A 23,924-nucleotide genomic window follows, 5' to 3' on the forward strand; every position below is an offset into this window, starting at 1 on the left:
GCTGGCTTCGCTGCGGCTAGAAGTGGAGCCCGGCGACCGCGGTCAGGGCGAGCGCCGAGCCCACGCTGGACCCCTCGGCCGCGAGCAGATCGGCCTTGGCCTGCTGAGGCGCGGCGGCTCCGCCCTTGATCCGATCGATCGCGGCCGAGGAGAGCCCCGGCCTGGTCAGCGCTAGGAGCTCCCAGCTCGCGTTCGCGCCGATCGAAAAGACCGGCGACAGGTAGAGGTCGAGCCCGCCGGAGACCCTTCCGTAGAAGCCGCGGATCGCGATGGCGTCGGCCGCGCCGCTCACCGCGCTCTTGACGCTGCCGAGGCCGGCGTAGCCGAAGCCCAGATCGACGTGCGGGTCGAGCCTGCCGAGCGGCAGGTGCATGCCGAGCTCGCCGCCGAGGGTGAAGAGCTGCCAGTCGCTGAAGAACCCGACCCGTCCGCGGGCGCCCAGCGTGAAGTACAGGAGCCGGACGCCGACCCCGGCGCCGACGACGCCCCCGTTCGCCGCGCTCGAAACGAACCCGGCCGTGAAGTCGTCCTCGTCGATGTTGAACGTCTGGAGACCGACGTTCTCGTAGCCCCCCTCGACGTTCAGCCAGACGATCTCGAGGCCGCGCCCCGAGTCCCGCTCCTTGGCCTCGTCGAGGCGGTGCTCCGTGCCATCGGGGGCGGTGGGCTCTGGCTCGGGCGTGGTCATCGGAGGGGGCGGCGCCAGGCCTCCGGCCTGCATCGATGGATCGTACGGGTTCGGCTGCGCGGCCGCGGCGCCGGTGGGCGAGGCAGCGCCGACGCTCGTCGAGGTCCCCGGGAGCGGCTGCCCCTGCTGTGCCAGGGCCGCGGAGGTCATGGATGCCGACGTGAGAACGGTGAGCAAGCAAAGCGCGCGACGAGCGATCATTCGTCCTCTTCCTGGATGTTCCCGTCGAGTCCGTCGGTTCGTCCCTTCGATTCCAGGGTCTCGGCGTCCCCTGTCGATGAGACGGGCGGGCCAGGCACCCGGTAGCCACCGTCGAGCCAGCGGCCGAGGTCCACCAGCTTGCACTGAGGCGAGCAGAACGGAAAGACCGGGTTCTCGGGCCTGAGCCCCGCCGACTTGCGGCAAATCGGGCACCTCGCGCCTGCCAAAGCTCCCATCCGGCGTAACGTAGCAGCGTCCATTGCGGGCATGTAGCCCGCGCTCGGTGAGCAGCTGGCCCGCGCTCGGTGAGTGTGTCGCCCGCGCTCGGCGCGCTGGACCGAGCTCGCAGCCGCGACGCCCGCTCAGCGCGCCGGGACCGCGAGGTAGCGGGGCGCGCCGTGGCGCCGTACCCGCAACAGGAGATCCTGGTGTGCCGCCGCGCCCAGGCGCGCGGTCAGGTCGGCGCCGCCACGCACCGGCGCGCCGTTCAGGTCGAGCACCACGTCGCCCACCTCGAGGCGGCCAGCCGCGGGGCTCCGAGGCGCGATCGACTCGATGCGCGCTCCTTCCAGCGCGTCGCTCGCCAGCACGCCGAACGGCGGCTGTTCGGCGTCCCTCGGCGCGCGATCGTCCGGCGCGCGCCAGCTCGGCGACGGCTCGTGGGGGGCCGACGGATCGAGCTTCATCGTCGCGCGCCGGTCCGCGCCGTCGCGCTTGTAGATGAGCTCCACCTCGTCTCCCGGCTTGGCTCGCCGGAGGATGCGCGCGAGCTCGCGCGCGTGCTCGACGCGGCGCCCCTCGACCGAGGTGATCACATCGCCCGGCCTGAAGCCCAGCCGCGATCCGGGGCCCTCCGGCTCGACCTCCGTGATCAGCGCGCCCATCCGCCCTGGCAGCCGGAGCACCCGCGCGAGCTGCGAGGTCACCTCCTGGAAGCTGATCCCGATGCGCCCCCGGTCCACGCGGCCCGTCTCTCGCAGCTCGGGCAGGATCTCGAGGACCTCGTCGATCGGCAGGGCGAAGCTGATGCCGCGGCCATCGGCGTGGATCGCCGTCGCGATGCCGATCACCTGCCCCGTCGCGTCGAAGAGCGGCCCGCCGCTGTTTCCCGGGTTGATGGCGGCGTCGGTCTGGAGGAAGCCGTCGAGGCTCCCCGTGCCCATGGGCCTCGACGTCGCGCTGATGATGCCCCGGGTCACCGTCGGTCCGAGCCCGAACGGGCTCCCGATCACGATGACGCCGTCGCCGGGCCGGACCGGCGCGCTCGATCCGAGGGACGCGACCCTCAGCGATCCCGCTCCGAGCAGCTTCAACAGCGCCACGTCGAGCGTCGGATCGCGACCGACCACGGTCGCCTCGAAGGCGCGCTCGTCCGAGAGCTGCACCTCGATGCCGAACGCGTCGCCGATCACGTGATCGCTCGTCAGCACGAGCCCTTCTTCGGTGATCACGAACCCGGATCCGATCGCCCGCTCCACCCGCTGCCCACGGCCCTCGAAAGGGAGCGCCGGGCTCGCGCGCCCCTCTGGAAACGAAGGCGCGCGCAGGGTGATGATGGTCACCACCACCGGCCGCACCTGCTCGACCAGCGCAGGCAGGGTCATCGTGCTGCGGGCCGCCGGCGGCTCGGGCGGCGATTCCGCGCGCAGGACCGAGCACGGCGCGCTCACCGCGCCGCGGGGCGATGGAGGGGGCGAGAGCGCGGCTGCCCGGTCGTTGCAGGCAGCGAGCGGTGCGGTCCCGAGGAACCCGACACACGCCCATGCGGCAGCGCGGAGCCGTCCCACGCGCCCGACGTAGAGCCTCGAGGCGGGACCGCAAGCGCGCAAGGACCGCCCGCTGGAAAGCGCTCCGCGCCGCGGCCGAGCTGCCCCGTGGGCCGGACGAGGCGGCACGCGCGGCGCGCCGGCCGCTCAGCCAGGAGGCGCGCCTCGCGCGACCTCCGTGCGCACCACCTGGACGACGACCTCCACCAGGCGACCGCCGGGCTGGACGAACGACGCCTTGCCGCGCCCTCCTTCGAAGCGCCACGCCAGATCGGCAGGAGCGCCCGTCTCTCCTGCGCCTTCGCCGACGCGGACGACGGCGCTCACCTCCAGCGTCTGTTTTCCCGCCGTCACGGCGCCCCGGGCCACGGCGAACGTCCCGGCGCCGAGCAGCGCGATCGTCCGCTTCGCCAGGTTGCTCAGGTGTCGCGCGGGCTCTTCCCCTCCCGGCTCCGGACGCCACGTCGCGATGTGCCCCGCGTCATCGATGTCGATCACGAAGCGCGCTTTCCCCGCGCTTCCGGGCGGGAGCGTCGCCCAGATCGGATCCGCCTGGCACGCGGGCGGGATGGCCCTCGTGAAGGCGCGCCCGAGGTTGCGTACAGCGCTGACGCCGGCCGCCCCGAAGTCGCCCTCGCCGTCCTCTCCGGCGCCGGCGCTCGTCCGCGGGGCGGCGGAGCGCGCCGGTGCGCCGGCTTCCCCGCTCGTCGCGGGCTCCCGGCGTCGCTCTGCGGGCCGAGGCGTCGCTTTGGGCCGGGGCGTCGCCGTCGGCCGAGGCGCTGCCTGGCCGCGCGGCGCGGCCGTCATGGGCGGCGCCGGCTCGCCGCCGGCCTCTGCATGGCGCTCTGCGGGCGCCGTGGGCCGGCTGGCATCGGCCGGAGCGGGCGCCGTTGGCATGCTCGTCGGCTCGTCGCGCCCGGCGGCCTCGTCGCGCCCGCTGCGAGCGTCGCTCGGGCGCGCGGCGCCGCCGCTGCCCGGCAGCGCGGCCGTGAGCCCGGTCCAGAGATCGATCGGCTCGCGCTCTGCCGCCGGCGCGGCGGGATCGCGGGCGGGCACCTCCGGCGACAGCCTCGCCGAGCTCCACGCGCCCAGATGGACGAGCGTCGAAACGAGGAGCGCCGGCAGCATCGCTCGTTGATCGCGCATCGGCTCGCACCCCGCCCTTCGACCCCGTCGGACGGGCAGCGGCCCCAGCGCATCGCTGAAGCTCGTTGCCCTTGGCCCGAGGTTCTGCCAGACAGCATCGCGGCTGCAACGTTCCCGAGCGCGCCTTGAAGCTCCTCGCCCTCTCGACCTCGACCCCGCGCGGCAGCGCCGCCCTCTTCGAAGCAGCGGACGTGGACCTGCACGCCGAGGCGGCGGCCCTGCGCGGCGGCGCCCCCTCCATCGCCGCGGCGCCGGCGCCGGGCGCGCGGCTGCTCGCGGCGACGAGCTACGCCGACGTGCACGGGCACGCGGAGCGCATCTTCGGAGCCGTCGACGAGGTGCTCGCTGCGGCAGGCATACCGGCCGCGGCGGTGCAGGCGCTCGGCTGCGACGTGGGGCCCGGCTCGTTCACCGGGGTCCGGGTGGCTGTCGCGGCGGCCAAGGGCGTCGCCCTCGCGCTCGACGTCCCGGTCGCCGGCGTCACCTCGCTCGAGGCGATGGCCGCCGCCGCCTTCGCCGCTGGCGCGGCGAGCCCCGGCGATCTGCTGGTCCCGCTGATCGACGCCAAGAAGGGTGAGGTCTTCCTGGCCGCCTTCGACGCGCCCTCGGCGGCGCCTTCGCTCCCGCCGCGACACCTGCCGCGCGACGCGGCGTTCGATGTCGTGGCCGAGCTCGCCGCGGGGCGCCGCATCGTCGTCGTCGGCGCCGTCGCCGAGGAGATCGAGGCGCTCCGGCCGCTCGCCGCGCGGGGCGACGCCCTGGATTTCCCCGACGCAACGTGGATCGGACGCCTCGCGATCGACCGGCTCCGGGCGGCCGCCGCGGGCGGCGAGCGCGGGTCAGCGGAGGCCCCGCACGATCCGGCGCTCCTGGAGCCGCTCTATGTGCGCGCGCCGGACGCGAAGCCGGCCGAGCTGGGATACACTCCGCCCCGATGATCAGCTCGCCTGAAGGGGACGGCGTCGTACCCGACGCGGAGCGCGAGGCCTCGAGCCCCAGCGACGCGGAGCGCGCTCCGCCGCCCGCCGCGGCAGCGGAGCCAGCTCGTTCTCCCTCCGTTCCCGCCGCGTCGCGCGACGAGCCTGCCGCGGCCTCCGCCCGCGTGGAGCCGGCCGAGTCGGGGCCTGATCCCGAGCGGCTCCGCGCCCGGTTCGGCCGCCCGTTCGAGGCCGGCGACGTCATCTTCCGCGAGGGCGAGCCCGGGACCGAGTCGTACCTCCTCGAGGAAGGGCGGGTCCGGCTCATCAAGAAGGTCCGCGGCGCCGAGCGCAGCCTGATGGTCCTGAAGCCCGGCGATCTGTTCGGCGAATCCGCCCTCCTCGGCGGCGCGGCGCGCTCGTCGACGGCGATCGCGCTGTCCCGCGGGGTCGCGCTCGCGCTCGATCAGGGCACGCTGCAGAACCTCGTCGAGCGCAACCCGGCCGTCGCGATGCGCATCATCAAGCAGCTCGTCGGTCGGCTCCGCGACGCGGAGGACCAGATCGAGATCATGATGCTCAACGACACGCAGTCGAAGGTCGTGAACGCGCTCCTCAAGCTCGCGCAGCAGTCGCGCGCCACCGGCGGCGCCGCCTCGAACGGGGCCTCGTTCGCGATCTCGCCGATGGAGCTGTCCACCCGCGTCGGCCTCGACGTCGACACGGTGAAGCGCGCCGTCCAGCAGCTCCGGGAGGGACAGTACCTGCGCGTCGCCGACGAGCGCCTCGAGATCCCCGATATCGAAGCGCTGCGGAGGTTGTTCGGCCTGCTGGGTCTCAAGGACGAGATCCGTGGCGAACAGTGATGAGCAGGAACCGCCTGCGCCTCCATCCTACGCCGACCTGACGACTGCTGGAAGCCGAATCGGGATCCTGAGGACGCGCTGCGTCTTCCGGGGAGATTCGCGGGTTGACGTGACAAGCGGCCTGGTTTACTCAGGGTTCCCCGCAGGGCAGGCGAAGTCCCGTCCTGACAATGTGCCGCGCCGCGGCATCGTTCGGCAGCGGATTCAAGATCGCACATGACCTCGCAGCGACACAGGACAGCAGCGACCCGCGCGGGGTGCATCCGCGGCGCGGCAGCTGTCGTGTCGATGGGGTCGCTGCTGTCGTTTACGTCGTTTGCGCCGCTCGCGCTCGCGTCGTGCGGCGGCGCGCAGCCCTCGGCGCAGACGAGCGACGCGCGGTCGCTCGCGGAGTATGATCTCGCGCGCGACTCGTTCCAGCGCGGTCGCCTGCGCGAGGCGCTGGCGCACGTCGAGGAGGCGCTCTCGCACGACGAGGACAACGCCGAGGCGTCCTACCTCGGCGCGTTGATCCTGCTCGGCTTCTGCGCGGGCGATGCTCAGTCCAGCGACTGTCGCTTCGACAGCGCCGAGAAGATGGCGCGGCGTGCCCTCGAGGCGAACCCGGAGATGCGGGACGCGAAGAACGCGCTGGGCGTCATCCTCGTGCATCAGCGGCGCTACGACGAGGCGATCGCGGTGCTCAAGCCGCTGACCGAGGACATCCTGTACGCCTCGCCGGAGAAGTCGTGGGGCAACCTGGGCTGGGCGTACCTGCTCAAGGGCAGGAACGACGAGGCGATCGACGCGCTACGCCGCGCGGTCGCCGCGCAGCCGCTCTTCTGCGTCGGGCAGTACCGGCTCGGCCTGGCCTACGAGAAGCGAGGCGAGCTCGATCTGGCGCGCGAGGCGCTGACGAGGGCGGTCGAGACCGACCAGCCGGAGTGCACGCGGCTGCAGGACGCGTTCGACGCGCGCGCCCGCATCGCCGAGAAGAGGGGGCTCGTGGACGACGCGCGCGCCGATCTCGAGCGGTGCCGGGAGATCGACGCGACGACGCCGGTAGGGCAGCGCTGCGCTGCACAGTTACAGACGTTGCAATAGGACCTCGGCGCGCCGCTTTCCGAGAAGTAACGCGGGGCGCGCTAGGGGGTTGAGCAACGGTTCTCAGGGTGAGTAGAGTGACGACCGAATGACGATGGGTGGAATGGGATGGAGTCGATCGGACGCTACCTGAGACGCACGCGTGAGGCTCGAGCCATGAGCGTGGAGGAAGTCGCCCGCGCCACGCGCATCCCGGTGATCTCCATCGAGCGAATCGAGGCAGATCATTTCGACGACCTGCCTGGCGAGGTGTTCGTTCGCGGGTTCTTGAAGGCGTACGCTCGCGCGGTCTCGCTCCCGATGGAGGAGGTGTTGGCCCGATACACGGCGAGCCGCCGGATCGCGCTGGTGACACCGCTGCCCATCGCGGCGCCCGCGCGCCGCACCCAGAGCAGGCGCTTCGGGGTCGCGATCGCGTTCGTGTTGTTGCTCATCCTCTTCACGCTGGCGCTCAGCATCGTGCTCAGGCCCCGCGGCCACGACATGCCGCCGGAGCTGTCGGAGGGTACCCGCGCGAGGGCGAGTACCTCCCTCTCGGTCTGAGGGCCAAATTTTCGCCGCGCGCTCGCGCGCGGTTCACGTCGTAACCCGCCGGTATCTGCCATGCCTCGATCGGTTCGCCCGCGGACGGAGCGCCTCCGGACCGGGGCGCTTCTGGTCCGGCGTGTACCTTTCGGTGAAGCCGATCTCCTGGTCGGGCTCTTCACCGAGCAGGGGGGGCTCATCTCTGCCACGGCGCGCGGCGCGCGCCGCTCGGCCAAGCGCTTCCCGGCGCTCGAGCCGATGCACCTGCTCCGCGTGACCCTGGAGATCCGTCCTGGCGCGGAGCTCGCCCAGCTCACGGAAGCGGCGATCGAGCGCCCGCGTCTGCGCCTCGCGGGGGATCTCGGGCGCCTCGAGGTGGCCGGGCGCGCGCTGCGCTGGGTGCGGGAGATCGCGCCGGCGCACACCGCCGAGCAGGCGGCGTGGCGCGAGCTGAACCAGCTGCTCGACCGCCTCGACGAGGTGTCCACGCCTCCTCCCCAGGCGCTGCTGGCGGAGACCGGCCTGCGCCTGCTCGTCGCTTTCGGCTGGGGCCTCGAGCTCACGCAGTGTGTCCGCTGCGGGCGCGCCTGCGACGCGACGCAGTCGGCCTGTGCCGACCCGGCGCGCGGCGGCCTCGTCTGCCGGGCCTGTGGCGGCGGCCCTGTCGTGTTGCGGCCGGAGCCGAGGGAGCGGCTGCTGGCAGCGATGCTCGGCGGCGCGCCGATCCCGGAAGAGGACGTCCCGCTCGCGCTCGACTTAGTAGAGGGCGCGCTCACGGCGCACGCGAGCGGCAGCTGAGCGGCGGCCGCCTCCTGTGCGGGTGGCAGCCGCTCGGCGGCGCTCTAGCGGTTCGGAGTCACGCCACGGCTCGCCAGAAGCGGGTCGCCGCGCGGGGGGCTTCGGGCGATCCCTCGATCTCCACGTAGGGCCGGCCGGGCGCGGCGCGTGGGAACGAGAAGCTGCCGGTGTTCGCGTAACCGTCGCCGAGCGCCTCGCGGTGCGTGTGGCCGAAGACGACCAGCTTCGCGCCTGTCGTCCTCGCGACGCGGCTGGCGCTCTCGGCCAGGCGCTCGGCGACCGTGCCGGCGTAGCGGTTGTGCCCGCTCGCCCAGCTCGCGCCCATCAGCAGCGCGCCGAGCCCGAGCGCCGCGGCGCCGGTCCCCCGCGCGCCGAGCCCGAGCGCTGCGATCCCGGCGCCCATCGACAAGGTTGCGATCACGCGATCGAAGTACAGCCGCGTGAACGTGCGCGCCGCGCTCTCCAGGGTCGGCGTGGCCCCGAGCCCGACGAGCGCGTCTGCCATCGCGCGCGGCACCCCGAGCTCGTGCGCGAAGCGCTCCATGGCCGCTTCCCCCACCGCGGCCTCGCCTTCCGCGCGGTAGAGCGGGCCGCTCTTCAACATCGCGCCGATCGCCGCGTGGAAGTAGCGGTAGATGACGTAGGGCGCGCGAGGGCCGTACCAGGTGAACGCCGACAGGAACAAGCTGAGCGGCGTCTGATCGTTCGCCTGCAGATAACGGTGCGCGCCGGTCGGCGCGATGAACTCCTCGACGAAGTGAACGCCGAGGCTGCGCTCGCCGACCACGAGCGGGTGAGCCGGGGCGTTGTCCGGATCGTAGAGGTGGCCGTGCTCGAAGTGGATTGCCCCCTCGCGGAAGAACCAGGGCGTCGTCCGGATCCGCGACCGGGCCTCGCCGGTCACCTCGAGCGCCTCCGCCAGCGCCACGGGGAAGTCGGGCGCCCCGACCTCGGCGTCGTGATTGCCACCCGCCAGCCAGAGCTCGCCGCCCCGGTCGAGGTGCTCGGCGAGCGCCGCCCGCGCGGTCGGGTGCGCGCGCAGCGCCTCGCGCAGCGCGCGCGGCCGGGGCATCCAGGGCGACTCGGAGGAGAGATCGAACAGATCGCCAGCGACCACGATGCGTGCCCCCCGGTGGGCCTCCACGAACCGGGCAAGATCGGCGGTCACGTCGCGCGGCGTCTGGCGCACGAGATGGAGATCGGCGAGCACGACCGTGCGGCGCTGCGTCATAACCTTCCTTATTCATCACGTCCGCCCGGGCGCTGCAACTCGCCGCCGGCCGCGCGATCTCGGCTGGTGGCCCTGTGGAGGAGGGCTGCCCACCGAGCTCAGCGCTGGTCTGTCGCATCCGTCACCGCTGCCGGGATGCAGCCCTCCGTCACCGTCGCCGCGCAGCCCTGGCACGGGCTCGACGCCTGCGCCGCTGCGTCCCATGCAAGCGTGCATGGAAGGCTCGGCGCGGACGCGACCCTCGGCCCAGCGGGTGAACGGTGGACTGCTCGCAGAGATCACCCGTGCCCTGGGGGACAAGGACATCGAGGCCCTCTCCCGGATCTACGCGGAAGACGCCGTGATCGAGGAGGTGAGCAGCCGCGATCCGCCGGCCCACCCCAGCGTCACCCGCGGGAGGCAAGCGATCATGGAGCGGCTCAAGAGCGACCTCTTCCGCGATCCGGTCTCGGACTGGGAGCGCCAGCTCGATTCGACGGAGATCCTGGATGGAATCGAGACCGATGAGGGGCTGGCGTACATGGAGGTGCGCGTCTATGCCGCCGGTGATCGGGTCGTCGCGCAGCACCTGGCCCGCAAGAAAAACGGCCTCATCGGCCACGATCGCGTCCTCGTCGCCTGGGACGCGGACTGAGCCAGCGCCGGCGAGCGGCGGTGCCGCCCCACGCGCCGTCGAGGGCCGCGTTGCTTGCGCGGCGAGGGCTGCGCTGCTCCCGCGGCGGCGATGTAGAGTGGCGCCGTGACCACCGCCGTCCTCCTCAGCTGCCACGGCACCGTCGAGCGGCTCGACGATCTGCCCGCATTCGTCACCAACATCCGCCGCGGCAGGCCGGCCCCGCCAGAGGTGATCGACGAGGTCCGCCGCCGCTTCGAGGCGATCGGCGGCTCGCCGCTCATGCGCATCACGCAAGCCCAGGCGGACGCGCTCGCCGCGAGGCTCGGTCTCCCGGTCGCCATCGCCGGGCGCCTCTGGCACCCGTATCCGGCCGAGGTGCTCGGCGCGCTCCACCGCAGCGGCGTGAGGCGCGTCGTCTCGCTGCCGCTCGCGCCGCAGTCCGTCGACGTCTACCACGCCGTCGTCCGCGACGCGGCCGCCGAGCAGGGCGGCATGGAGGTCCGGTGCGTGCCCGCGTGGGGGCTCGAGCCGGCGCTGATCGACGCCTTCGTCGAGGTGATCGACGAGGCGCTCGCGCGCGTCCCCGAGGAGAGCCGGGCGAAGGCGGCGGTGATCCTCTCGGCCCACAGCCTCCCGCAGCGGATCATCGCCGCCGGAGATCCGTACGAGCGCCAGTTCCGCGCGATGGCCGCCGAGGTGGAGCGCCGCATCGCCCCTCGCGGGAACCCGGTGCTCGTCGCCTTCCAGAGCCAGGGCATGACCGGCGACGCCTGGCTCGGTCCGGATCTGCGGTCGACGTTCGCCGGCCTCGCCGCGCGCGGCGTGCGGGAGGCGCTGATCGCGCCGATCGGCTTCGTCGCGGATCACGTCGAGACCCTCTACGATCTCGACGTGGAGGCGCAGGTATTCGCCCGTGAGGCGGGCCTCGCGCGGCTCTCCCGGGCGCCGGCCGTGAACACACGGCCGCGCTTCATCGACGCCCTGGAGGCGCTCGTCCGACGCGAGCTCGCGCGGGCCGCGCCGTAGGCGGCGCCGCGCCGGCTCAGCGCTCGCTGACGCGGCGCTTGCGCGGGAGCCTCGACACGGTCGCGCGGAGGAGCCCCGGGGCGTGCCTCGAGAGCGACACCCCGAGCTTGCCGTGGGCGGTGACGACCACCTCGGCGCGCCGCGCGACGATGCCGTCCATGATCTGTCGCGCCGCCGTCTGCGCCGGCATGACGAGCCAGCGCGGCACGGGATCCTGGGCGCCCTCGTGCAGGTTGCCCGCGTTGTCGATCAGGCGGATCTCGCTCGCCACGTACCCCGGCGCGACGTGCGTGACCGCGACGCCCTCGGCGCGGAGCTCCGCGCGCAGCGTCTCGGCGAGGGCGCGCACCGCGAACTTGCTCATCGTGTAGGCGCCCACCCCGGGGACCGCGAGGTAGCCGAGGACGCTGCCGACGAGCGCGACGCCGCCGCGCGATCGCTTGAGCTCCGGCAGCGCGGCCTTCACGGTGCGCAGCGCGCCGAAGACGTTGGTCTCGAGCTGCCGGCGGAAATCGTCGAGCGCGAGATCCTCGACGCGTCCCGCCACGCTGAACCCTGCGTTCGCGATGGCGATGTCGATCCCCCCGAACGCCTCGCTCGCCTGCGCGACGGCGCGCTCCACGTCGCCGTCGCGCGTGACGTCGCACGGGGTCGCGAGCGCCTCGCCGCCGGATCGCCGGATCTCCGTCGCGAGCGCCTCGATCCGCTCGGCCCGCCGCGCCGCGAGGACGACCCGGCCGCCGCGCCGGGCGACCTCCCGGGCGAGGGCCTCGCCGATGCCCGACGACGCGCCCGTGATGAGAACGACCCGACCGGCGAGCTCGCTTGCCATGGACGCCCGCATACCACGATCGCGGGAGCGCGCGCTCTGGCGCGCCCTCGCGCGCTCGCGCATGCTCGGCCTCTCGCCGCTCGGTCGCGCCGGCGGTGTCGGTTACGATGGCCTCTCCCGGCTCGACCGGGCGCCGAGTCTCAGCGTAGGTTTGCGTTCGTTTTGCGTAGGTCTGCGTTCGTCTGCGTTCGTCTGCGTTCGTTTGCGTGCGGTTGTGCACGATGACGAACGGTCGCGCATCGTTGCGCACGGGGTGACATGCGAAGCCACTCGATCCGCCGCTCTCTTGCCGCTCTCCTCGTCGCCGCCGCCTGCGCGGCCCCCGCTCCCGCCTCCGGCGAGCCGCCCCCCTCGCTTTCGCGCGTGCAGGCGCTCCTCGCGCAGGGCGACTACGCGGAGGCCGAGAAGGTCGTCCTCGGCCTCCAGGGCGGGAAGGAGCGCGCCGCGGCGCTGCTCGCGAAGGCGCGGATCGAGCTGCTCACGGGCCGCTACGACGACGCGGCGAAGACGGCGAAGGCCGCCGCCGCGCTCGGCAAGGAGGCGCGGATCGCCGCCGCGCCGCTCCGGGCCGAGGCGCTCGCGCGCCGCGGGAAGATGGCCGAGGCGATCGCGGCGGTGCGCGAGGTGGAGCGGGAGGACGACGCCCGCCGCGCGCGGCTCATGCTCGGCGAGCTCCTGATCGAGTCGGGCAAGCGGGGCGAGGCGCGCGCGCCGCTGATGACGATCATCGACGACTACAACGACGACAAGATCACCGCGAGCGACGCGGAGGGGCTGTCGCTTGTCGGGCGCGCGGCGCACCTGCTCCGGAGCGCGCGTGACGCGAACGACGCGTTCAACGCGGCCGAGAAGGTGGGCGGCAAGCAGCGCGTCGAGACGTTGCTCTGGCGGGCCGAGCTGTTCCTCGACAAATACGACCCCGGCCACGCCGGGCAGGTCGTGAAGGAGGCGCTCAAGCTCGCCCCGAAGGATCCGTTTGCCCGCGTCGCCATGGCGCGCGTCAAGCTCGAGAGCGCGATGGACTTCGGCGGCGCCGACAGCGAGGTCGCGCAGGCGCTCTCCGTGAACCCGAACCTCGCCGAGGCGTATTTCGTCCGCGCCGGGCTCGCGCTCCGCGACATGGACATCGACGCCGCGGACGCTGCAGCCGACCGCGGGCTCAAGGTGAACCCGAACGATCTCGAGCTGCTCTCGATCAAGGCGGCGGGCCGCTTCCTCGCCGACGACGCGGCCGGCTTCGAGGCCATCAAGGCGAAGGTGCTCGGCCTGAACCCGGGGTTCTCGCGGTTCTTCCAGATCGTCGGGGAGTTCGCGGAGTGGGAGCACCGCTACGACGACATCGTCAAGATGATGGGGGAGGCGACGCAGGTCGATCCGGACGACGCGAAGGCGCACGCCACGCTCGGCCTGAACCTGATCCGCGCCGGCGACGAGAAGAGCGGCGTGCTCTCGCTGCAGAAGGCGTGGGACAAGGACCGCTTCAACGTGCGGGTCTTCAACACGCTGAACCTCTACGAGAAGGACATCGCGACGCAGTACGTGACCGTGGAGGGGCAGACGTTCCGCGTCCGCTACCACAAGCAGGAGCGGGCGATCCTCGAGCGGTACGTGCCGCGCATGCTCGAGGAGGCGTGGGGCTCGATGGTGAAGCGGTACGGCTTCACGCCGAAGGTCCCGGTCTCGATCGAGCTCTATGCGTCGACGGAGAACTTCAGCGTCAGGACGAGCGGCCTGCCCAACGTGGGCATCCAGGGCGTCTGCTTCGGCCAGACGCTCGCGGCGCTGAGCCCGGCGGCGGGGGAGTTCAACTGGGGGAACGTGCTGTGGCACGAGCTCGGGCACGTCTTCGCGATCCAGCTCTCGAAGAACCACGTCCCGCGCTGGTTCACCGAGGGGCTCAGCGAGTACGAGACGATCGTGCGGCGGCCCGAGTGGCACCGCGAGGAAGATCCGGCGCTGTTCGCCGCCCTGAAGGGCGGGAGGATCCCGGCGGTCGACGGGTTCAACCGGGCGTTCACGCACGTCGACAACATCGAGGACGTGACGATGGCCTACTTTGCGGCGAGCCAGATCGTGGTCTTCATGGCGGGCGAGTTCGGCTTCCCGAAGGTGGTCTCGATGCTGCCCCGGTGGGCCGCGGGCAAGCGGACGCAGGAGGTGGTGAAGGAGTCGCTCGGGATCAGCGCGGAGGAGCTCGATCGGCGCTTCCGCGCGTGGCTGAAGCCCCGGCTCGAGCGCTACGAGAAGCAGTACGTCCCGGATCTGCACGCGCCGCCGCTCGACGAGGCGCGCAAGGCGGCGGCGCGCGCTCCGAAGGACGCGAAGCGGCTCGTCGAGCTCGCGCTCGCGCTGTTCGAGGACGGGCAGCGCCAGGAGGGCGAGGCGGTGCTCGCCGAGGCGCTGCGGGTCGATCCGAAGCAGCCTGACGCGACCTACCTGAAGGTGCGGGCGGCCTTCGCCGAGAAGAAGCCCGACGAGGCGGCGAGGCTCTTGAGCAAGATGATCGCCGACGGGAACGACGGCTACGTCGTGCGGATGAAGCTCGCCGATCTCGCCGAGCTGAAGAAGGACGCGGCGAAGATGAAGGCGAACCTCGAGGCGGCGTCGCGCCAGGATCCCACGCAGGCCGAGCCGCTCCAGGGGCTCTGCGACCTCGCGCGCCGGCAGAAGGACGCTGCGGGCGAGCTCTCGGCGCTGCGCCGGCTCGCGCTCCTCGATCAGCACGATCGCCGTGTCTGGCGGCGGCTGCTCCGGCTGCTCGTGGAGCGCGGCGCGTGGGAGGAGGCGCGCAAGGTCGGCGAGGGCGCGATCTTCGTCGACGTGGCGAACCCGGAGATCCACCGGCTCTATGCGCGGGCGCTGGCGCGCACGGGGCGGCACGTGTCGGCGATCTACGAGCTGAACAGCGCGCTCCTGTCCGGGTCGAAGCCGGGGGATGCGGCGGAGATCTACGGGGAGCTCGCCAAGGCGTACGCGAAGATGAAGCGAGACGACTACGCGAAGCAGGCGCTCGAGTACCAGAAGGCGATGAAGGGCGCGTCGCCGCCTGCGCCGCGGGCGATGCCGGATTGAGGCTCGGGGCTCGGAACGGCGACGAGGGGAGGGCGGAAATGCCGACTGCACGCGCCGGAGGGGGTCTCCGCGCGGCAGGGCGCGGGTGGGCGCTCGGCCATCCGCCGAGGCGGGAGCGCGGAGCTTGCGCATGGACCACCACCCGGCATGTCTCCCTTCGGGCCTTGCCACCTGGGACGTTTCGTCGCGCGCCACACAAGGCGCGCCTGAAACGTGGAGCCCTCCGGGACCTTATGGCACCTCGGTCGGTGCTCGCCGCGCCCACCCGCGCCCTGCCGCGCGGAGACCCCCTCCGGCGCTCGCGTGGTGCCAGGTCAAAATCGCTGCGCGCTCGGTGAAGATGCGCAGTTCCGCCCGCCAGCGAAGCGGAAACGGTTCGGGGGGAGGCAGCTGGGAGCCCTCGGCGAACCGGAAATGGTTACGGGGAGGCAGCTGGGAGCCCTCGGCGAACCGGAAATGGTTACGGGGAGGCAGCTGGGAGCCCTCGGCGAACCGGAAATGGTTACGGGGAGGCAGCTGGGAGCCCTCGGCGAACCGGAAATGGTTACGGGGAGGCAGCTGGGAGCCCTCGGCGAACCGGAAATGGTTACGGGGAGGCAGCTGGGAGCCTTCGGCGAACCGGAAACGGTCCGGGGGAGGCAGCCGGGAGCCTTTGAGAACCGGAAGCGGTCGCCAGTACCTCCTTACTTGATGGCACCGCGCCTTCTGAGAAGCCTGGCCGGCGATTTATGCGACAGGCTCTGGTGTGACGTCTGCCGGTCGGGGGCAGACGCTGCTGGGCGAACATTTCTCCACGGCCAATTTCCGCGGCGCGGCAGCGGTCATGCGCCCGACGCTTCCTCTTGCGCGGAGCGCGGGGCACCGTCGCTTGCCGTCGGCTCGGCGGTCGCTTGCTCCCGCTGCTTCAGCACCGCGCGCGCGATAAGGGGCGCCTTGCGGGCGAGGATCTCGAGGGGAAGCCCGTCCTCGCAGTACATCCGGTACCACTCCTGCCGGAAGGAGACGACGCTCTCGCCATGGCCGAGCTTGAGCCGCTTCAGCATGGTCTGGGCGCGCTCGCGGAGCTCTGGCGGACAGCGATCGGTCAGCACCATCTGACACGAGGGGAGGAGCACCTCGAACCAGCCGTCCCCGACCTCGAATGGATCCAACACTTGGTCGGAGCGGAGCGCGCTCTTGCTGCTGTTGATCCATGCAGCCGCGTAGCGGAAGTTGGTCCATTCGTACGCGAGACTGGGATCTTCGTCTCGCGAGACGAAATGGTCGACGGTCCCCGGCGCCGACAGCCACATCGCCGTGTAGCCGCACAGGTCTTTGAAGGCCGCCCGGAGGTCGCGCGCAGCGCGCCGCCAGTAGCCCGGCGTGCTCCTGGCGTCGCCCTTGGCGAGCCATCGCTGGCCGGGCTGTCGAACGTTGGCATCGAAGTCCGCGGGCTCAGGCGCGCGCTCGAACGGGATCATGCGCCCGCCCGCTCCCGGCGCACGATCCAACGCGGCCAGAAGCGATCCTGATCCGGCAGGAGGCGCACGAGCTCCCGATGGATCTCCTCCTCGGTCCTGAGCCCCTCCGGCAGCGCGTTGGTCTCGCCGCGCATGAGCGCCTCTGCAGCCTCGATGGCCCGCTCCGCCTCGATCGAGCGCCCCTGCTCCAGGCCGAACACCGGCGACGTCAGCCAGCCGATTGCATCGCCGCGCTTCGCCCAGGGGAGCTCGCGCACGGTCACGTCGGCGCCGTCGAGCTCGAACACGAACAGCTTGTCCCTGGCCGGCTTGAAGTGCGGCTCCATCGACGCGAGCACGAGGGGCGAGTGCGTCGTCAGCAGCACTTGCGCACGCATCGAAGGGGCGAGCCCGCTCAGAGCGCCGAGGAGCGCGGGGACGATGTGGCGTTGCCACCTGGGGTGCAGGTGCGTCTCGGGCTCCTCGATCAGCACGACGATGCGGTCCGAGGGTTTCCAGCTGATCAGGCGTGACGCCTGCACGTGCTCCGACCACGACCACGCGATGAGGTAGGAGAGCTCGAGGATCCGCTTCATCCCGGCGGACGCGTGGACGATGGGGATCGTGCCGTACGGCAGCTCGATAGTCGGGAACTTGCGCACGTCGTCGAGGTAGAGCCGCACCGGTTTGCCGGGCGTCATCTTCTCCTCGGGGTGGGAGAGCTGGTCGAGCACGCGGCAGAGGAGATGGAACGGGTGGTTCTCGTCGCCGCCCGCCGCCTCGAGCTGCCAGGTTACCCAGTCCTGGACGAGCCCGTTGCAGAACGGCTTCTCGTCGCGCCTGAGGCCATTCCATATCTGGTTCTCCTCGAAGAGATAAGGGATGGGATTCAGCGGGAATCTCACGAGCGGGTAAAACTTGGGGCTGTTCGTTGGCAAGTTCTGTCGATGCGGATCCCAGAGCGAGTACGCGCCATTCGTTCGGATGTAGAGCACGGGAGCCGTGTCCTGCACCCACGAAGGGACATCGATGCCGGCGGGGGTCGAGACCAAGCCGACGCTCATGTCGCGATCAAACCTGTCGCGCCACTGCTGAGCAACGCGTTCGTACTTGCTCTCGAACTGGCCCGAGCTGGTGCCCGGCTCGGCTTCTCCCGAGATGCGCGCGCTCTCTTCCTTGCCCGGCTGCGGCAGCACCGGCCGATCCGTCCACGTTCCGGTGAGCGCCCACCATGCGACCTCGAGCACGAAGCTCTTGCCGAGCCCGTTGTCGCCGGTGAGCACGTTGAGCCGCTCGCCGAGCTCCAGGTCGAGCCGGTCGGCCGGCCCCACGCCTTCCAGGTGCAGCGATCGCAGCATCGTGGTTCCGCGTACCACACCCTCCGCGGTCCAGGCCATGCGTCGCGCTGCCGGTGCGCCCGTCCTTCGACGCCCGTAGCGCCGAGGGGAGGGTCTGCGCGGCGGCCGCGGGGGGGCGCGGCGAGCACCGACCGAGGTGCCATAAGGTCCCAGCAGGCTCCACGTCTCAGGCGCGCCTTGTGTGGCGCGCGACGAAACGTCCCAGGTGGCAAGGCCCGAAGGGAGACATGCCGGGCGGTGGTCCATGCGCAAGCTCCACGCTCCCGCCTCGGCGGATGGCCGAGCGCCCACCCGCGGCCGCCGCGCAGACCCTCCCCTCGGCGCGGCCCCCCGGCAGGGCCGCCTCCCTTGGCGGCCTACTCGTCCTCCGCCTCCCCCTTGTCCCCCCGCAGCCCGAGCGCCTTGAACTTCTTGTACAGGTGGCTCCGCTCGAGCCCGAGCCCGCGGGCCGTCGCGGCCATCTGCCCTCCATGATGGCCGAGCGCCTCCTCCAGGATGGTCCGCTCCGCCTCCTCCGCGAGCACACGGAACGGCACCCCCGGCCGGAAGAGCCCGCCCTTCATCGCGGCCTGCTGCCCTCCGAGGCAGACCTTCACGTCGCCCTCGTCGATCGTCTCGTCCGGCGTCAGGATCACCAGCCGCTCGATGATGTTGCGCAGCTCCCGCACGTTCCCCGGGAAGCTGTAGGCGACCAGCATGCTCATCCCGCCGTCCGTGAACGCCATCCCGGGCCGATCGTTCGCCTGCGTCGCGAGCGCGAGGAAATGCCGCGCGAGCAGCGGCACGTCCTCGCGCCGCGCGCGGAGCGGCGGCAGCGACAGCGGCAGCACGTTCAGCCGATCGTAGAGATCCGGCCGGAACTGCCCCTCCCGGCACGCCGCCTCGATGTCGCGGTTCGTCGCCGCCACCACGCGCACGTCGACCTTGATCGTCTCGTGCCCGCCCACGCGCTCGATCTCCCGCTCCTGGAGCACCCTGAGCAGCTTCGCCTGCATCGCGAGCGGCATGTCCCCGACCTCGTCGAGGAACAGCGTCCCGCCGCTCGCGCGCTCGAACTTCCCTCGCCGCTGCTTCGTGGCGCCCGTGAACGCGCCGGCCTCGTGCCCGAACATCTCGCTCTCGATGAGCTCGCTCGGGACCGCGGCGCAGTTCATCTTCTCGAGCGGCCCGCGCGCCCGCTTCGACGCGCCGTGGATCGCGCGCGCGACGAGCTCCTTGCCGGTGCCGCGCTCGCCCGTCACGAAGACCGTCGCGGTCGCCTTCGCCGCGCGCGCGATCTGCTCGCGCAGGTCGAGCATCGCCCGGCTCTCTCCGATGAGCTCGCCGACCTGGCCGGTCTGCGTCCGCAGCGCCTTCGCCTCGGCCTCGGCGCGGACGAGGCGCAGGGTGTTCTCGAGCACGAGCAGCAGCCGATCGGTCGAGAGCGGCTTCTCCAGGAAGTCGATCGCCCCGAGCCGTGTCGCGCGGACGGCGGCGTCGACCGTCGCGTGGCCGCTCATCATCACGACGGGCAGCTCCGAGCCGGCGACGCGTATCCGCTGGAGCAGCTCCACGCCGTCACCGTCGGGCAGCGATACGTCGAAGAGCGCGATGTCGTAGCTCCGCTTCGCGAGCTTCTCCTCGGCCACCCCGACGCCGCCGGCGACGTCGACCGTGTAGCCCTCGAGCGACAGGGCCTTCTGGAGGGTCGTCAAGATCGCCCGCTCGTCGTCGAGCACCAGCACATGTCCGCGCGGCATGTTTGCCACCGTAGCGCGGAACCGCCGCGGCCGATGCCCGCCGGCTGCGCGCCGACGCTGGAGCGCGGAGCACCCTGCCGGAGCGCGGGCGTACTCCGCCGGAACCAGTGCATGGAACGGGCGTGGAGAGTGCGTCGAGCACGCGTCGGCGGCGGCAAGAATCCATGGCCGCGACCCGACGCGTGAGGCGGCGTGAGGCGGCGTGAACACCGCGCGCTCCGGGACCAGCGACGCAAGGCCCGCTTCCGCGCCGCTGCGCGTGGAGAAAGGGGGATCCGGCTTGCGCGCGCTATGGTAGCTTGGCCCAGGATGTCTCCCGACGGTCTCGCGACGGCGGAAGGAGATCTGGAGCGGACGCCGTTCGCTCATCTTTTCGTCTATGCCGTCGAGCATCGGCTGACCGGCGCGCTCATCCTGGTGGAGCCCACGGGCGCCGAGCACACGCTGCGGATCGTCCGGGGGAACCCCGTGAAGATCCGTCCGAGCGACGGGTACGCCCGGCTCGGGGAGATCCTGCTCGAGGAGGGAGTGATCACCGCCGAGATCCTGGCGGAGGCGCTCGCGACAAGGGGCCTCCTGGGGGACGTGCTGCTGCTGTCGGGGTGCGTCGATGCCGCGACCATCGACTGGCTTGCCCAGGTCCAGTTCGTGCGGCGGATGATGCGCCTGTTCGATCTGCCTCCGGAGACGAAGTACCGCTACTTCGACGGCCTCGACGCGCTGGCCGAGTGGGGGGGAGATCCCGCGAAGGTCGATCCCCTCGCGCTGCTCTGGACGGGGCTGCGCGAGCACGGCGAGCGCTCGACGCGCCTCCAGCGGACCCTGGAGCGGATCGGGGCCGTGCCCCTCCGCCTGCACCCCGCCCTCGAGCCCGGCCGTTTCGGTTTCCGCGAGGGCGAGCTCGCCGTGATCGAGGCGCTGGAGAGCTCCACTCCCACGCTCGCCGCGCTCCTCCGATCCGGGGTCGCGCCGGAGCCCATCGTACGCAAGCTCATCTACGCCCTGGCGATCACCCGCTATCTCGATTTCGGGACAGGCGGGCCCGTGGGCGCGGAGCTCTCGTCGAGCGTGCCGCCCGCGAGCGCGGCGAGCCTGTCGCTCGGACGCGTGCAGCTGCGCGCGACCGTCCATCGTGTGGGCGCGGCGGCGCCGGATCCGGCCGGCGACGGGGAGCGCGCGCCGGTGCTCGCTCGAGGTCGCCGCCGGGATCGTTCTTCCTCGGAGCCGTCGCCCGTGTCGACCGTGTCGAGCGTCACCGGCGCGTCCCCGCTCAGCGGAGGCTCGCTCTCCGCGGCCGTGGCCGCCGAGCTCGCCAGCGCCGCCGGCCTCGACGTCGGCCGCGCGGCGGGCGAGCCGTCCGAGACCGACAGGGATCGCGAGCCGTGGGGATCGCTCGCTCCGGCCGACGAGGGCGCCGCCGGCGGTCGGTCGCGTCCCGAGGACCCCTGAGGCGAGCCACCCGCTATATAGGCCGCCGCGATGCCTGCGCCCGCGCGACGCCTGCTCCCCGCTCAGGTCCACCTCCCCTCCGGCGGCGTGGCGCGCCTGTCGGACGCCGCCGCGCGCGCTCGCGCTTCCTCCGTCTTCGGCGCTCCCGCACGCCGCGGCGTCGAGCGCGCGGTCATCGGCAGGTGCGCGCTCGACGTGCAGGTCCTCGCGGGCCCGTCGGTCCTGGCCGACGCGCGCGGCGTGCCGCTGGATCCTCTTGGCCTCCCGCTCACCGATGCCCATGTCCTGCGCGCGCTCCTCGCTGCGGCCGGCATCGTGCCCGAGGAGCCAGGCGCCTACACCTGCGAGAACTGCAGCGCCCCGTTCGAGGTCGCTCCGTCGAGCCTGCTGGAGATCGGGCCGTTCACCGACGGCGAGCTCGACGATCCAGAGCTCGATCGCCCGTTCGACTTCGGCGTCTCGCGCCCGATCCCGGCGCTGCGCGTGGGTCGCGCCGTCTGCCGCGCCGTACGCCTCGTGGAGCGCACGGTCGAGGAAGCGATGCCGCTCCTCCGCCTGCCCGCCGATGGCGTCCTCCGCATCACGCCGTCGCTGGTGGTGGCCATGGGGATCGCGGCGCTCGGCCGCGAGCGCCGCGCGCCGGTGATCGCCGACGCGCTCGCCAGCGCTCCCGACGAGGCGTGGGGGGCGATCGTCGACCTCTACCACGAGGCGCGCTACCCCGCGCGGCTCCTCGCCGTCTACCGCTGCCAGGGCTGCGGCGCCCGCAACGATCTCGACGTGCCGCTCGAGCGGGAGCTCGCGCGCGCCCCGCTGCGCGCTGCTGGAGTGGACGGAGCGGACGCGGACGAGCTCGGGGAGCCCCGCTCGACGCGGGCAGGGACGAGGGCTCGGGCGAGCGCCTCGAGCGCCTTTCCGGATCTCGACGGCTTCGAGGAGCGCGTCCGCGCTGCGGCCGGACGCATCTACGAGGCCCGCGGCGTGCGGAACATCGATCTCTTCATCGACGCAGGGGTGCCGACCTGCGACGACGGAGGCGAGCCGCTGCTCGGATGCTACACGCCCGGGACACCCGCGGATGCGCTCGGGATCGCCCATCCTCCGGAGATCCGGATCTTCTATCGGACGTTCAGGTCGGAAGCCCGCGAGGATCCCGGCTTCGACATCGACGCGGAGATCGAGGAGACGATCGACCATGAGGTGACACATCACCTGCACCATCTGGCCGGCAGCGATCCGCTCGACGACGAGGAGCACGAGCAGATCGCGCGCGAGCAGGTGCGCCGGGTGGGCCACGCCGAGGCTGTGCGGCGCGCGCGGCGCGGCGCCCTGTCGGACGTCGCCGGCTTCGTGCGCGCGACGTGGCCGGCCTGGCTGATCGCCGCCGTCGGAACGGCCCTCGCGTGGTGCGCAGGCGGGCGCTGACGTCCAGCGCCGCGCGGGGCGAGCGTGACCGTGCGCCCGCCGCTTTCTTCGAAGCAGGAGGATGAGCTGTCTATACTGCTGGGACAGCAAGAAGATGTGCCGGGGAATACCGGCTCCTCGAGCGCCGCTGTGCTCTTGCCGAGGATCGTGAAGACGAAGAGCTCACCGGCCGGCACGGCCGGGTCCACCAAAGCGCCACGTCCAGCCAAGCGGGGTGGCGGTGCGCAGAACCGCCGGGGAAGTCCGGATGCGGTCGAGAAGCGCCGGGCCGCGCGCCGGTTCAACGAGCTGCTCCTGGGCGGCGGCGGCCGCGCCGGAGACGGCCGTACCGAGCGCCGGCGCCGGCGCCTGCTCGCCGAGCTGGCCGAGGGGGTCGCGCGGCGAGGCAAGCGTGCGCTCAAGCCGATCGACGTGCTGTCGCGCGTCGAGGAGCTCCTGGAGCTGGGCGAGCCGCTCGCCTCGATCCGCGAGGCGTACCCGCCACCGCCCCCGGTCGAGGTGACCGCCGAGCTCGTGGAAGGCCTGAAGCACCTCCACCGCGCCTACGGTTTCTCTGCGGACGTGTACCGGTTCGTCGGGCTCGACGCCCACGCGCTGCGGAAGGCCGGGGTTCTGCGGGGCGGGGAGCGCGGAGGCGAGCGCGGCGTGTCCGCCGAGGGAGCGCCGCGGGGCGGCTTGACCTTGCCTGCCGGCGCGGGGATAACCCGCTCCGATGCGCGCGAGAACGCTGAAGCTCCCTCTCGGCGCGGCCGCCATGGCGGTCGTGTGCGCGGCGTCGACCGGCCTGTCGCTCCGCGCTGAGGCCCAGCCAGCGGCCGCGGCGGACGTCCCGGTGGCGCGCGTCGGCGACGCGGCGATCACGGCGTCGGAGGTCGAGCGCAGGCTCGCGCAGGTCCCGCCGTTCCAGCTCCAGACCTTCGGGCGCACCCCGGACGAGATCCGGAAGAACTTCGTCAGCCAGGTCCTCGTGCGCGAGCTGCTCCTCGCCCAGGGGGCCGCCGCGCAGAAGCTCACGGAGCGCGCCGACGTGCAGGATCGCGTGCGCGGCGTCCTGCGCTCCGCGCTGCTGCAGCGGATCCAGGCGGAGGCGGCGGCGAGCTCTCCGGTGACGGACGAGGAGGTCCGTGTCTATTACGAGGCGAACCGCGACAGGTTCAGCTCCCCGGCGATGGTGGCGCTCTGGCGCATCCTCGTCGCGACGCGCGGGGAGGCCGAGGCGATCCTGGCCGAGCTGAAGAAGGACCCGTCCCCTCAGCGTTTCAAGGAGATCGCGCGCGAGAAATCGCTCGACAAGGCGACGAACATGCGCGGCGGCGATCTCGGCTTCGTGGCGTCCGATGGCACCACGGCCGAGCCGGGGCTGAAGGTCGACCCGGGGCTCCTCTCGGCCGCCGCCGGGGTGAAGGACGCGGAGCTCGTGCCCGAGCCCGTGCCCGAGGGCGATGGCTTTGCCGTGCTGTGGCGGCGCCAGAGCAAGAAACCCGTGAGCCGCTCGCTCGAGCAGGAGGCGCCGTCGATCCGTCAGATCCTCGCGCACGGCAAGGCGGAGGCGCAGGTGAAGCAGCTCCTCGATCGCCTGCGAGCGCAGGACGTATCCGGTCACGCCCCCGAGCTCGTGGACCTCATCGACATCACGTCGACGGGCGATCTGCAGCCGAAGAAGCGCCCGGGCACCCTCGCGAGCGGCCGGCGTCCAGGCGCGCCTCCGCCCTCGCCCGCGCCGCGCCAGGACATGCGCTGAGGCGGC

At 72.4% G+C, this 23,924-nt stretch carries 21 protein-coding genes; 12 read left to right on the plus strand and 9 right to left on the minus strand.

Going from position 1 to position 23,924, the window contains the following annotated elements; translation table 11 throughout:
* Positions 1-16: 16 nt before the first annotated feature.
* From WMF29_RS08985 to WMF29_RS09000, 4 genes are all read right to left on the minus strand, one after another.
* Positions 17-838, minus strand: a complete 822-nt coding sequence (locus tag WMF29_RS08985; protein ID WP_437328450.1) for a hypothetical protein — start codon at positions 836-838, stop codon at positions 17-19.
* A gap of 47 nt (positions 839-885) precedes the next feature.
* Positions 886-1,125 (minus strand): DNA gyrase inhibitor YacG, encoded by a 240-nt coding sequence (locus WMF29_RS08990; protein ID WP_272101358.1) that lies wholly within the window; start codon positions 1,123-1,125, stop codon positions 886-888.
* A 126-nt stretch (positions 1,126-1,251) separates the two neighbouring features.
* Complete coding sequence (locus WMF29_RS08995; protein ID WP_437328451.1) at positions 1,252-2,676, minus strand: trypsin-like peptidase domain-containing protein; 1,425 nt, start codon at positions 2,674-2,676, stop codon at positions 1,252-1,254.
* 126 nt (positions 2,677-2,802) lie between these two features.
* On the minus strand, positions 2,803-3,801 hold the full coding sequence (locus tag WMF29_RS09000) for a hypothetical protein (protein ID WP_437328452.1): 999 nt from the start codon (positions 3,799-3,801) through the stop codon (positions 2,803-2,805).
* Positions 3,802-3,926: 125 nt separating this feature from the next.
* On the opposite strand from WMF29_RS09000, the gene tsaB reads away from it, so the two are divergent.
* The 5 genes from tsaB (at position 3,927) to recO (ending at position 7,990) form a co-directional block, all read left to right on the plus strand.
* Positions 3,927-4,739 carry a tRNA (adenosine(37)-N6)-threonylcarbamoyltransferase complex dimerization subunit type 1 TsaB gene (gene tsaB, locus WMF29_RS09005; protein WP_437328453.1) on the plus strand — a complete coding sequence of 271 codons (813 nt, stop codon included), beginning with the start codon at positions 3,927-3,929 and terminating at the stop codon, positions 4,737-4,739.
* Positions 4,736-5,584: a Crp/Fnr family transcriptional regulator gene (locus WMF29_RS09010; RefSeq protein ID WP_437328454.1), complete on the plus strand. Its 849-nt coding sequence runs from the start codon at positions 4,736-4,738 to the stop codon at positions 5,582-5,584. Before tsaB ends, WMF29_RS09010 begins: the two co-directional genes overlap by 4 nt.
* Positions 5,585-5,800: 216 nt before the next feature.
* Positions 5,801-6,667, plus strand: a complete 867-nt coding sequence (locus WMF29_RS09015; RefSeq protein ID WP_437328455.1) for a tetratricopeptide repeat protein — start codon at positions 5,801-5,803, stop codon at positions 6,665-6,667.
* A 108-nt stretch (positions 6,668-6,775) separates the two neighbouring features.
* On the plus strand, positions 6,776-7,210 hold the full coding sequence (locus WMF29_RS09020; RefSeq protein ID WP_437328456.1) for a helix-turn-helix domain-containing protein: 435 nt from the start codon (positions 6,776-6,778) through the stop codon (positions 7,208-7,210).
* A gap of 60 nt (positions 7,211-7,270) precedes the next feature.
* A complete protein-coding gene (gene recO / locus WMF29_RS09025) occupies positions 7,271-7,990 on the plus strand; it encodes a DNA repair protein RecO (RefSeq protein WP_437328457.1) in 720 nt (239 codons plus the stop codon).
* A gap of 58 nt (positions 7,991-8,048) precedes the next feature.
* Here the strand turns inward: recO and WMF29_RS09030 are convergent, their stop codons facing one another.
* The gene (locus tag WMF29_RS09030) at positions 8,049-9,221 is read right to left on the minus strand and encodes a hypothetical protein (RefSeq protein WP_437328458.1); all 1,173 of its coding nucleotides are present in this window, start codon (positions 9,219-9,221) and stop codon (positions 8,049-8,051) included.
* Between the two features lie 214 nt (positions 9,222-9,435).
* On the opposite strand from WMF29_RS09030, the gene WMF29_RS09035 reads away from it, so the two are divergent.
* Positions 9,436-9,855, plus strand: coding sequence for a hypothetical protein (locus tag WMF29_RS09035; RefSeq protein ID WP_437328459.1), 420 nt, complete (start codon positions 9,436-9,438; stop codon positions 9,853-9,855).
* A 105-nt stretch (positions 9,856-9,960) separates the two neighbouring features.
* Positions 9,961-10,863, plus strand: a complete 903-nt coding sequence (hemH, locus tag WMF29_RS09040) for a ferrochelatase (protein WP_437328460.1) — start codon at positions 9,961-9,963, stop codon at positions 10,861-10,863.
* Between the two features lie 16 nt (positions 10,864-10,879).
* Here the strand turns inward: hemH and WMF29_RS09045 are convergent, their stop codons facing one another.
* The gene (locus tag WMF29_RS09045) at positions 10,880-11,695 is read right to left on the minus strand and encodes an SDR family oxidoreductase (protein ID WP_437328461.1); all 816 of its coding nucleotides are present in this window, start codon (positions 11,693-11,695) and stop codon (positions 10,880-10,882) included.
* Positions 11,696-11,953: 258 nt separating this feature from the next.
* Between WMF29_RS09045 and WMF29_RS09050 the strand changes: the two genes are divergently transcribed.
* A complete protein-coding gene (locus WMF29_RS09050) occupies positions 11,954-14,767 on the plus strand; it encodes a tetratricopeptide repeat protein (RefSeq protein ID WP_437328462.1) in 2,814 nt (937 codons plus the stop codon).
* Between the two features lie 821 nt (positions 14,768-15,588).
* On the opposite strand, the gene WMF29_RS09055 is transcribed toward WMF29_RS09050, so the two are convergent.
* From WMF29_RS09055 to WMF29_RS09065, 3 genes are all read right to left on the minus strand, one after another.
* On the minus strand, positions 15,589-16,227 hold the full coding sequence (locus WMF29_RS09055; protein WP_437328463.1) for a hypothetical protein: 639 nt from the start codon (positions 16,225-16,227) through the stop codon (positions 15,589-15,591).
* Positions 16,224-17,564: an AAA family ATPase gene (locus tag WMF29_RS09060; protein WP_437328464.1), complete on the minus strand. Its 1,341-nt coding sequence runs from the start codon at positions 17,562-17,564 to the stop codon at positions 16,224-16,226. Before WMF29_RS09060 ends, WMF29_RS09055 begins: the two co-directional genes overlap by 4 nt.
* Before the next feature lie 356 nt (positions 17,565-17,920).
* Positions 17,921-19,303, minus strand: a complete 1,383-nt coding sequence (locus WMF29_RS09065) for a sigma-54-dependent transcriptional regulator (RefSeq protein WP_272101373.1) — start codon at positions 19,301-19,303, stop codon at positions 17,921-17,923.
* Positions 19,304-19,612: 309 nt separating this feature from the next.
* Here WMF29_RS09065 and WMF29_RS09070 point away from each other — a divergent pair, with 309 nt between their 5' ends.
* From WMF29_RS09070 to WMF29_RS09085, 4 genes are read left to right on the plus strand one after another with little or no spacing between them, the layout of a single operon-like run.
* Entirely contained in the window at positions 19,613-20,752 is a 1,140-nt protein-coding gene (locus WMF29_RS09070) for a hypothetical protein (protein ID WP_437328465.1), read from the plus strand.
* 30 nt (positions 20,753-20,782) lie between these two features.
* A complete protein-coding gene (locus WMF29_RS09075; RefSeq protein ID WP_437328466.1) occupies positions 20,783-22,177 on the plus strand; it encodes a metallopeptidase family protein in 1,395 nt (464 codons plus the stop codon).
* A 24-nt stretch (positions 22,178-22,201) separates the two neighbouring features.
* Entirely contained in the window at positions 22,202-22,978 is a 777-nt protein-coding gene (locus WMF29_RS09080) for a hypothetical protein (protein ID WP_437328467.1), read from the plus strand.
* The gene (locus tag WMF29_RS09085; RefSeq protein ID WP_437328468.1) at positions 22,890-23,918 is read left to right on the plus strand and encodes a peptidyl-prolyl cis-trans isomerase; all 1,029 of its coding nucleotides are present in this window, start codon (positions 22,890-22,892) and stop codon (positions 23,916-23,918) included. The genes WMF29_RS09080 and WMF29_RS09085 overlap by 89 nt, the downstream gene beginning before the upstream one ends.
* Positions 23,919-23,924 lie beyond the last annotated feature (6 nt).

The organism is Sorangium sp. So ce381, from assembly GCF_051473845.1.
GTDB lineage: Bacteria > Myxococcota_A > Polyangia > Polyangiales > Polyangiaceae > Sorangium > Sorangium atrum.

Excerpts from the sequence above, each read along its gene's own strand:
- WMF29_RS09060 (WP_437328464.1), bottom strand. The coding sequence starts at position 17,564 with ATGCTGCGATCGCTGCACCTGGAAGGCGTGGGGCCGGCCGACCGGCTC.
- WMF29_RS09000 (WP_437328452.1), bottom strand. The coding sequence starts at position 3,801 with ATGCGCGATCAACGAGCGATGCTGCCGGCGCTCCTCGTTTCGACGCTC.
- WMF29_RS09020 (WP_437328456.1), top strand. The coding sequence starts at position 6,776 with ATGGAGTCGATCGGACGCTACCTGAGACGCACGCGTGAGGCTCGAGCC.
- WMF29_RS09015 (WP_437328455.1), top strand. The coding sequence starts at position 5,801 with ATGACCTCGCAGCGACACAGGACAGCAGCGACCCGCGCGGGGTGCATC.
- WMF29_RS09010 (WP_437328454.1), top strand. The coding sequence starts at position 4,736 with ATGATCAGCTCGCCTGAAGGGGACGGCGTCGTACCCGACGCGGAGCGC.
- WMF29_RS09085 (WP_437328468.1), top strand. The coding sequence starts at position 22,890 with ATGCGCGCGAGAACGCTGAAGCTCCCTCTCGGCGCGGCCGCCATGGCG.
- WMF29_RS09030 (WP_437328458.1), bottom strand. The coding sequence starts at position 9,221 with ATGACGCAGCGCCGCACGGTCGTGCTCGCCGATCTCCATCTCGTGCGC.
- WMF29_RS08990 (WP_272101358.1), bottom strand. The coding sequence starts at position 1,125 with ATGGGAGCTTTGGCAGGCGCGAGGTGCCCGATTTGCCGCAAGTCGGCG.
- WMF29_RS09045 (WP_437328461.1), bottom strand. The coding sequence starts at position 11,695 with ATGGCAAGCGAGCTCGCCGGTCGGGTCGTTCTCATCACGGGCGCGTCG.
- WMF29_RS08985 (WP_437328450.1), bottom strand. The coding sequence starts at position 838 with ATGACCTCCGCGGCCCTGGCACAGCAGGGGCAGCCGCTCCCGGGGACC.
- WMF29_RS09050 (WP_437328462.1), top strand. The coding sequence starts at position 11,954 with ATGCGAAGCCACTCGATCCGCCGCTCTCTTGCCGCTCTCCTCGTCGCC.
- WMF29_RS09065 (WP_272101373.1), bottom strand. The coding sequence starts at position 19,303 with ATGCCGCGCGGACATGTGCTGGTGCTCGACGACGAGCGGGCGATCTTG.
- recO (WP_437328457.1), top strand. The coding sequence starts at position 7,271 with ATGCCTCGATCGGTTCGCCCGCGGACGGAGCGCCTCCGGACCGGGGCG.
- WMF29_RS09075 (WP_437328466.1), top strand. The coding sequence starts at position 20,783 with ATGCCTGCGCCCGCGCGACGCCTGCTCCCCGCTCAGGTCCACCTCCCC.
- WMF29_RS09070 (WP_437328465.1), top strand. The coding sequence starts at position 19,613 with ATGTCTCCCGACGGTCTCGCGACGGCGGAAGGAGATCTGGAGCGGACG.
- WMF29_RS09055 (WP_437328463.1), bottom strand. The coding sequence starts at position 16,227 with ATGATCCCGTTCGAGCGCGCGCCTGAGCCCGCGGACTTCGATGCCAAC.
- WMF29_RS09035 (WP_437328459.1), top strand. The coding sequence starts at position 9,436 with ATGGAAGGCTCGGCGCGGACGCGACCCTCGGCCCAGCGGGTGAACGGT.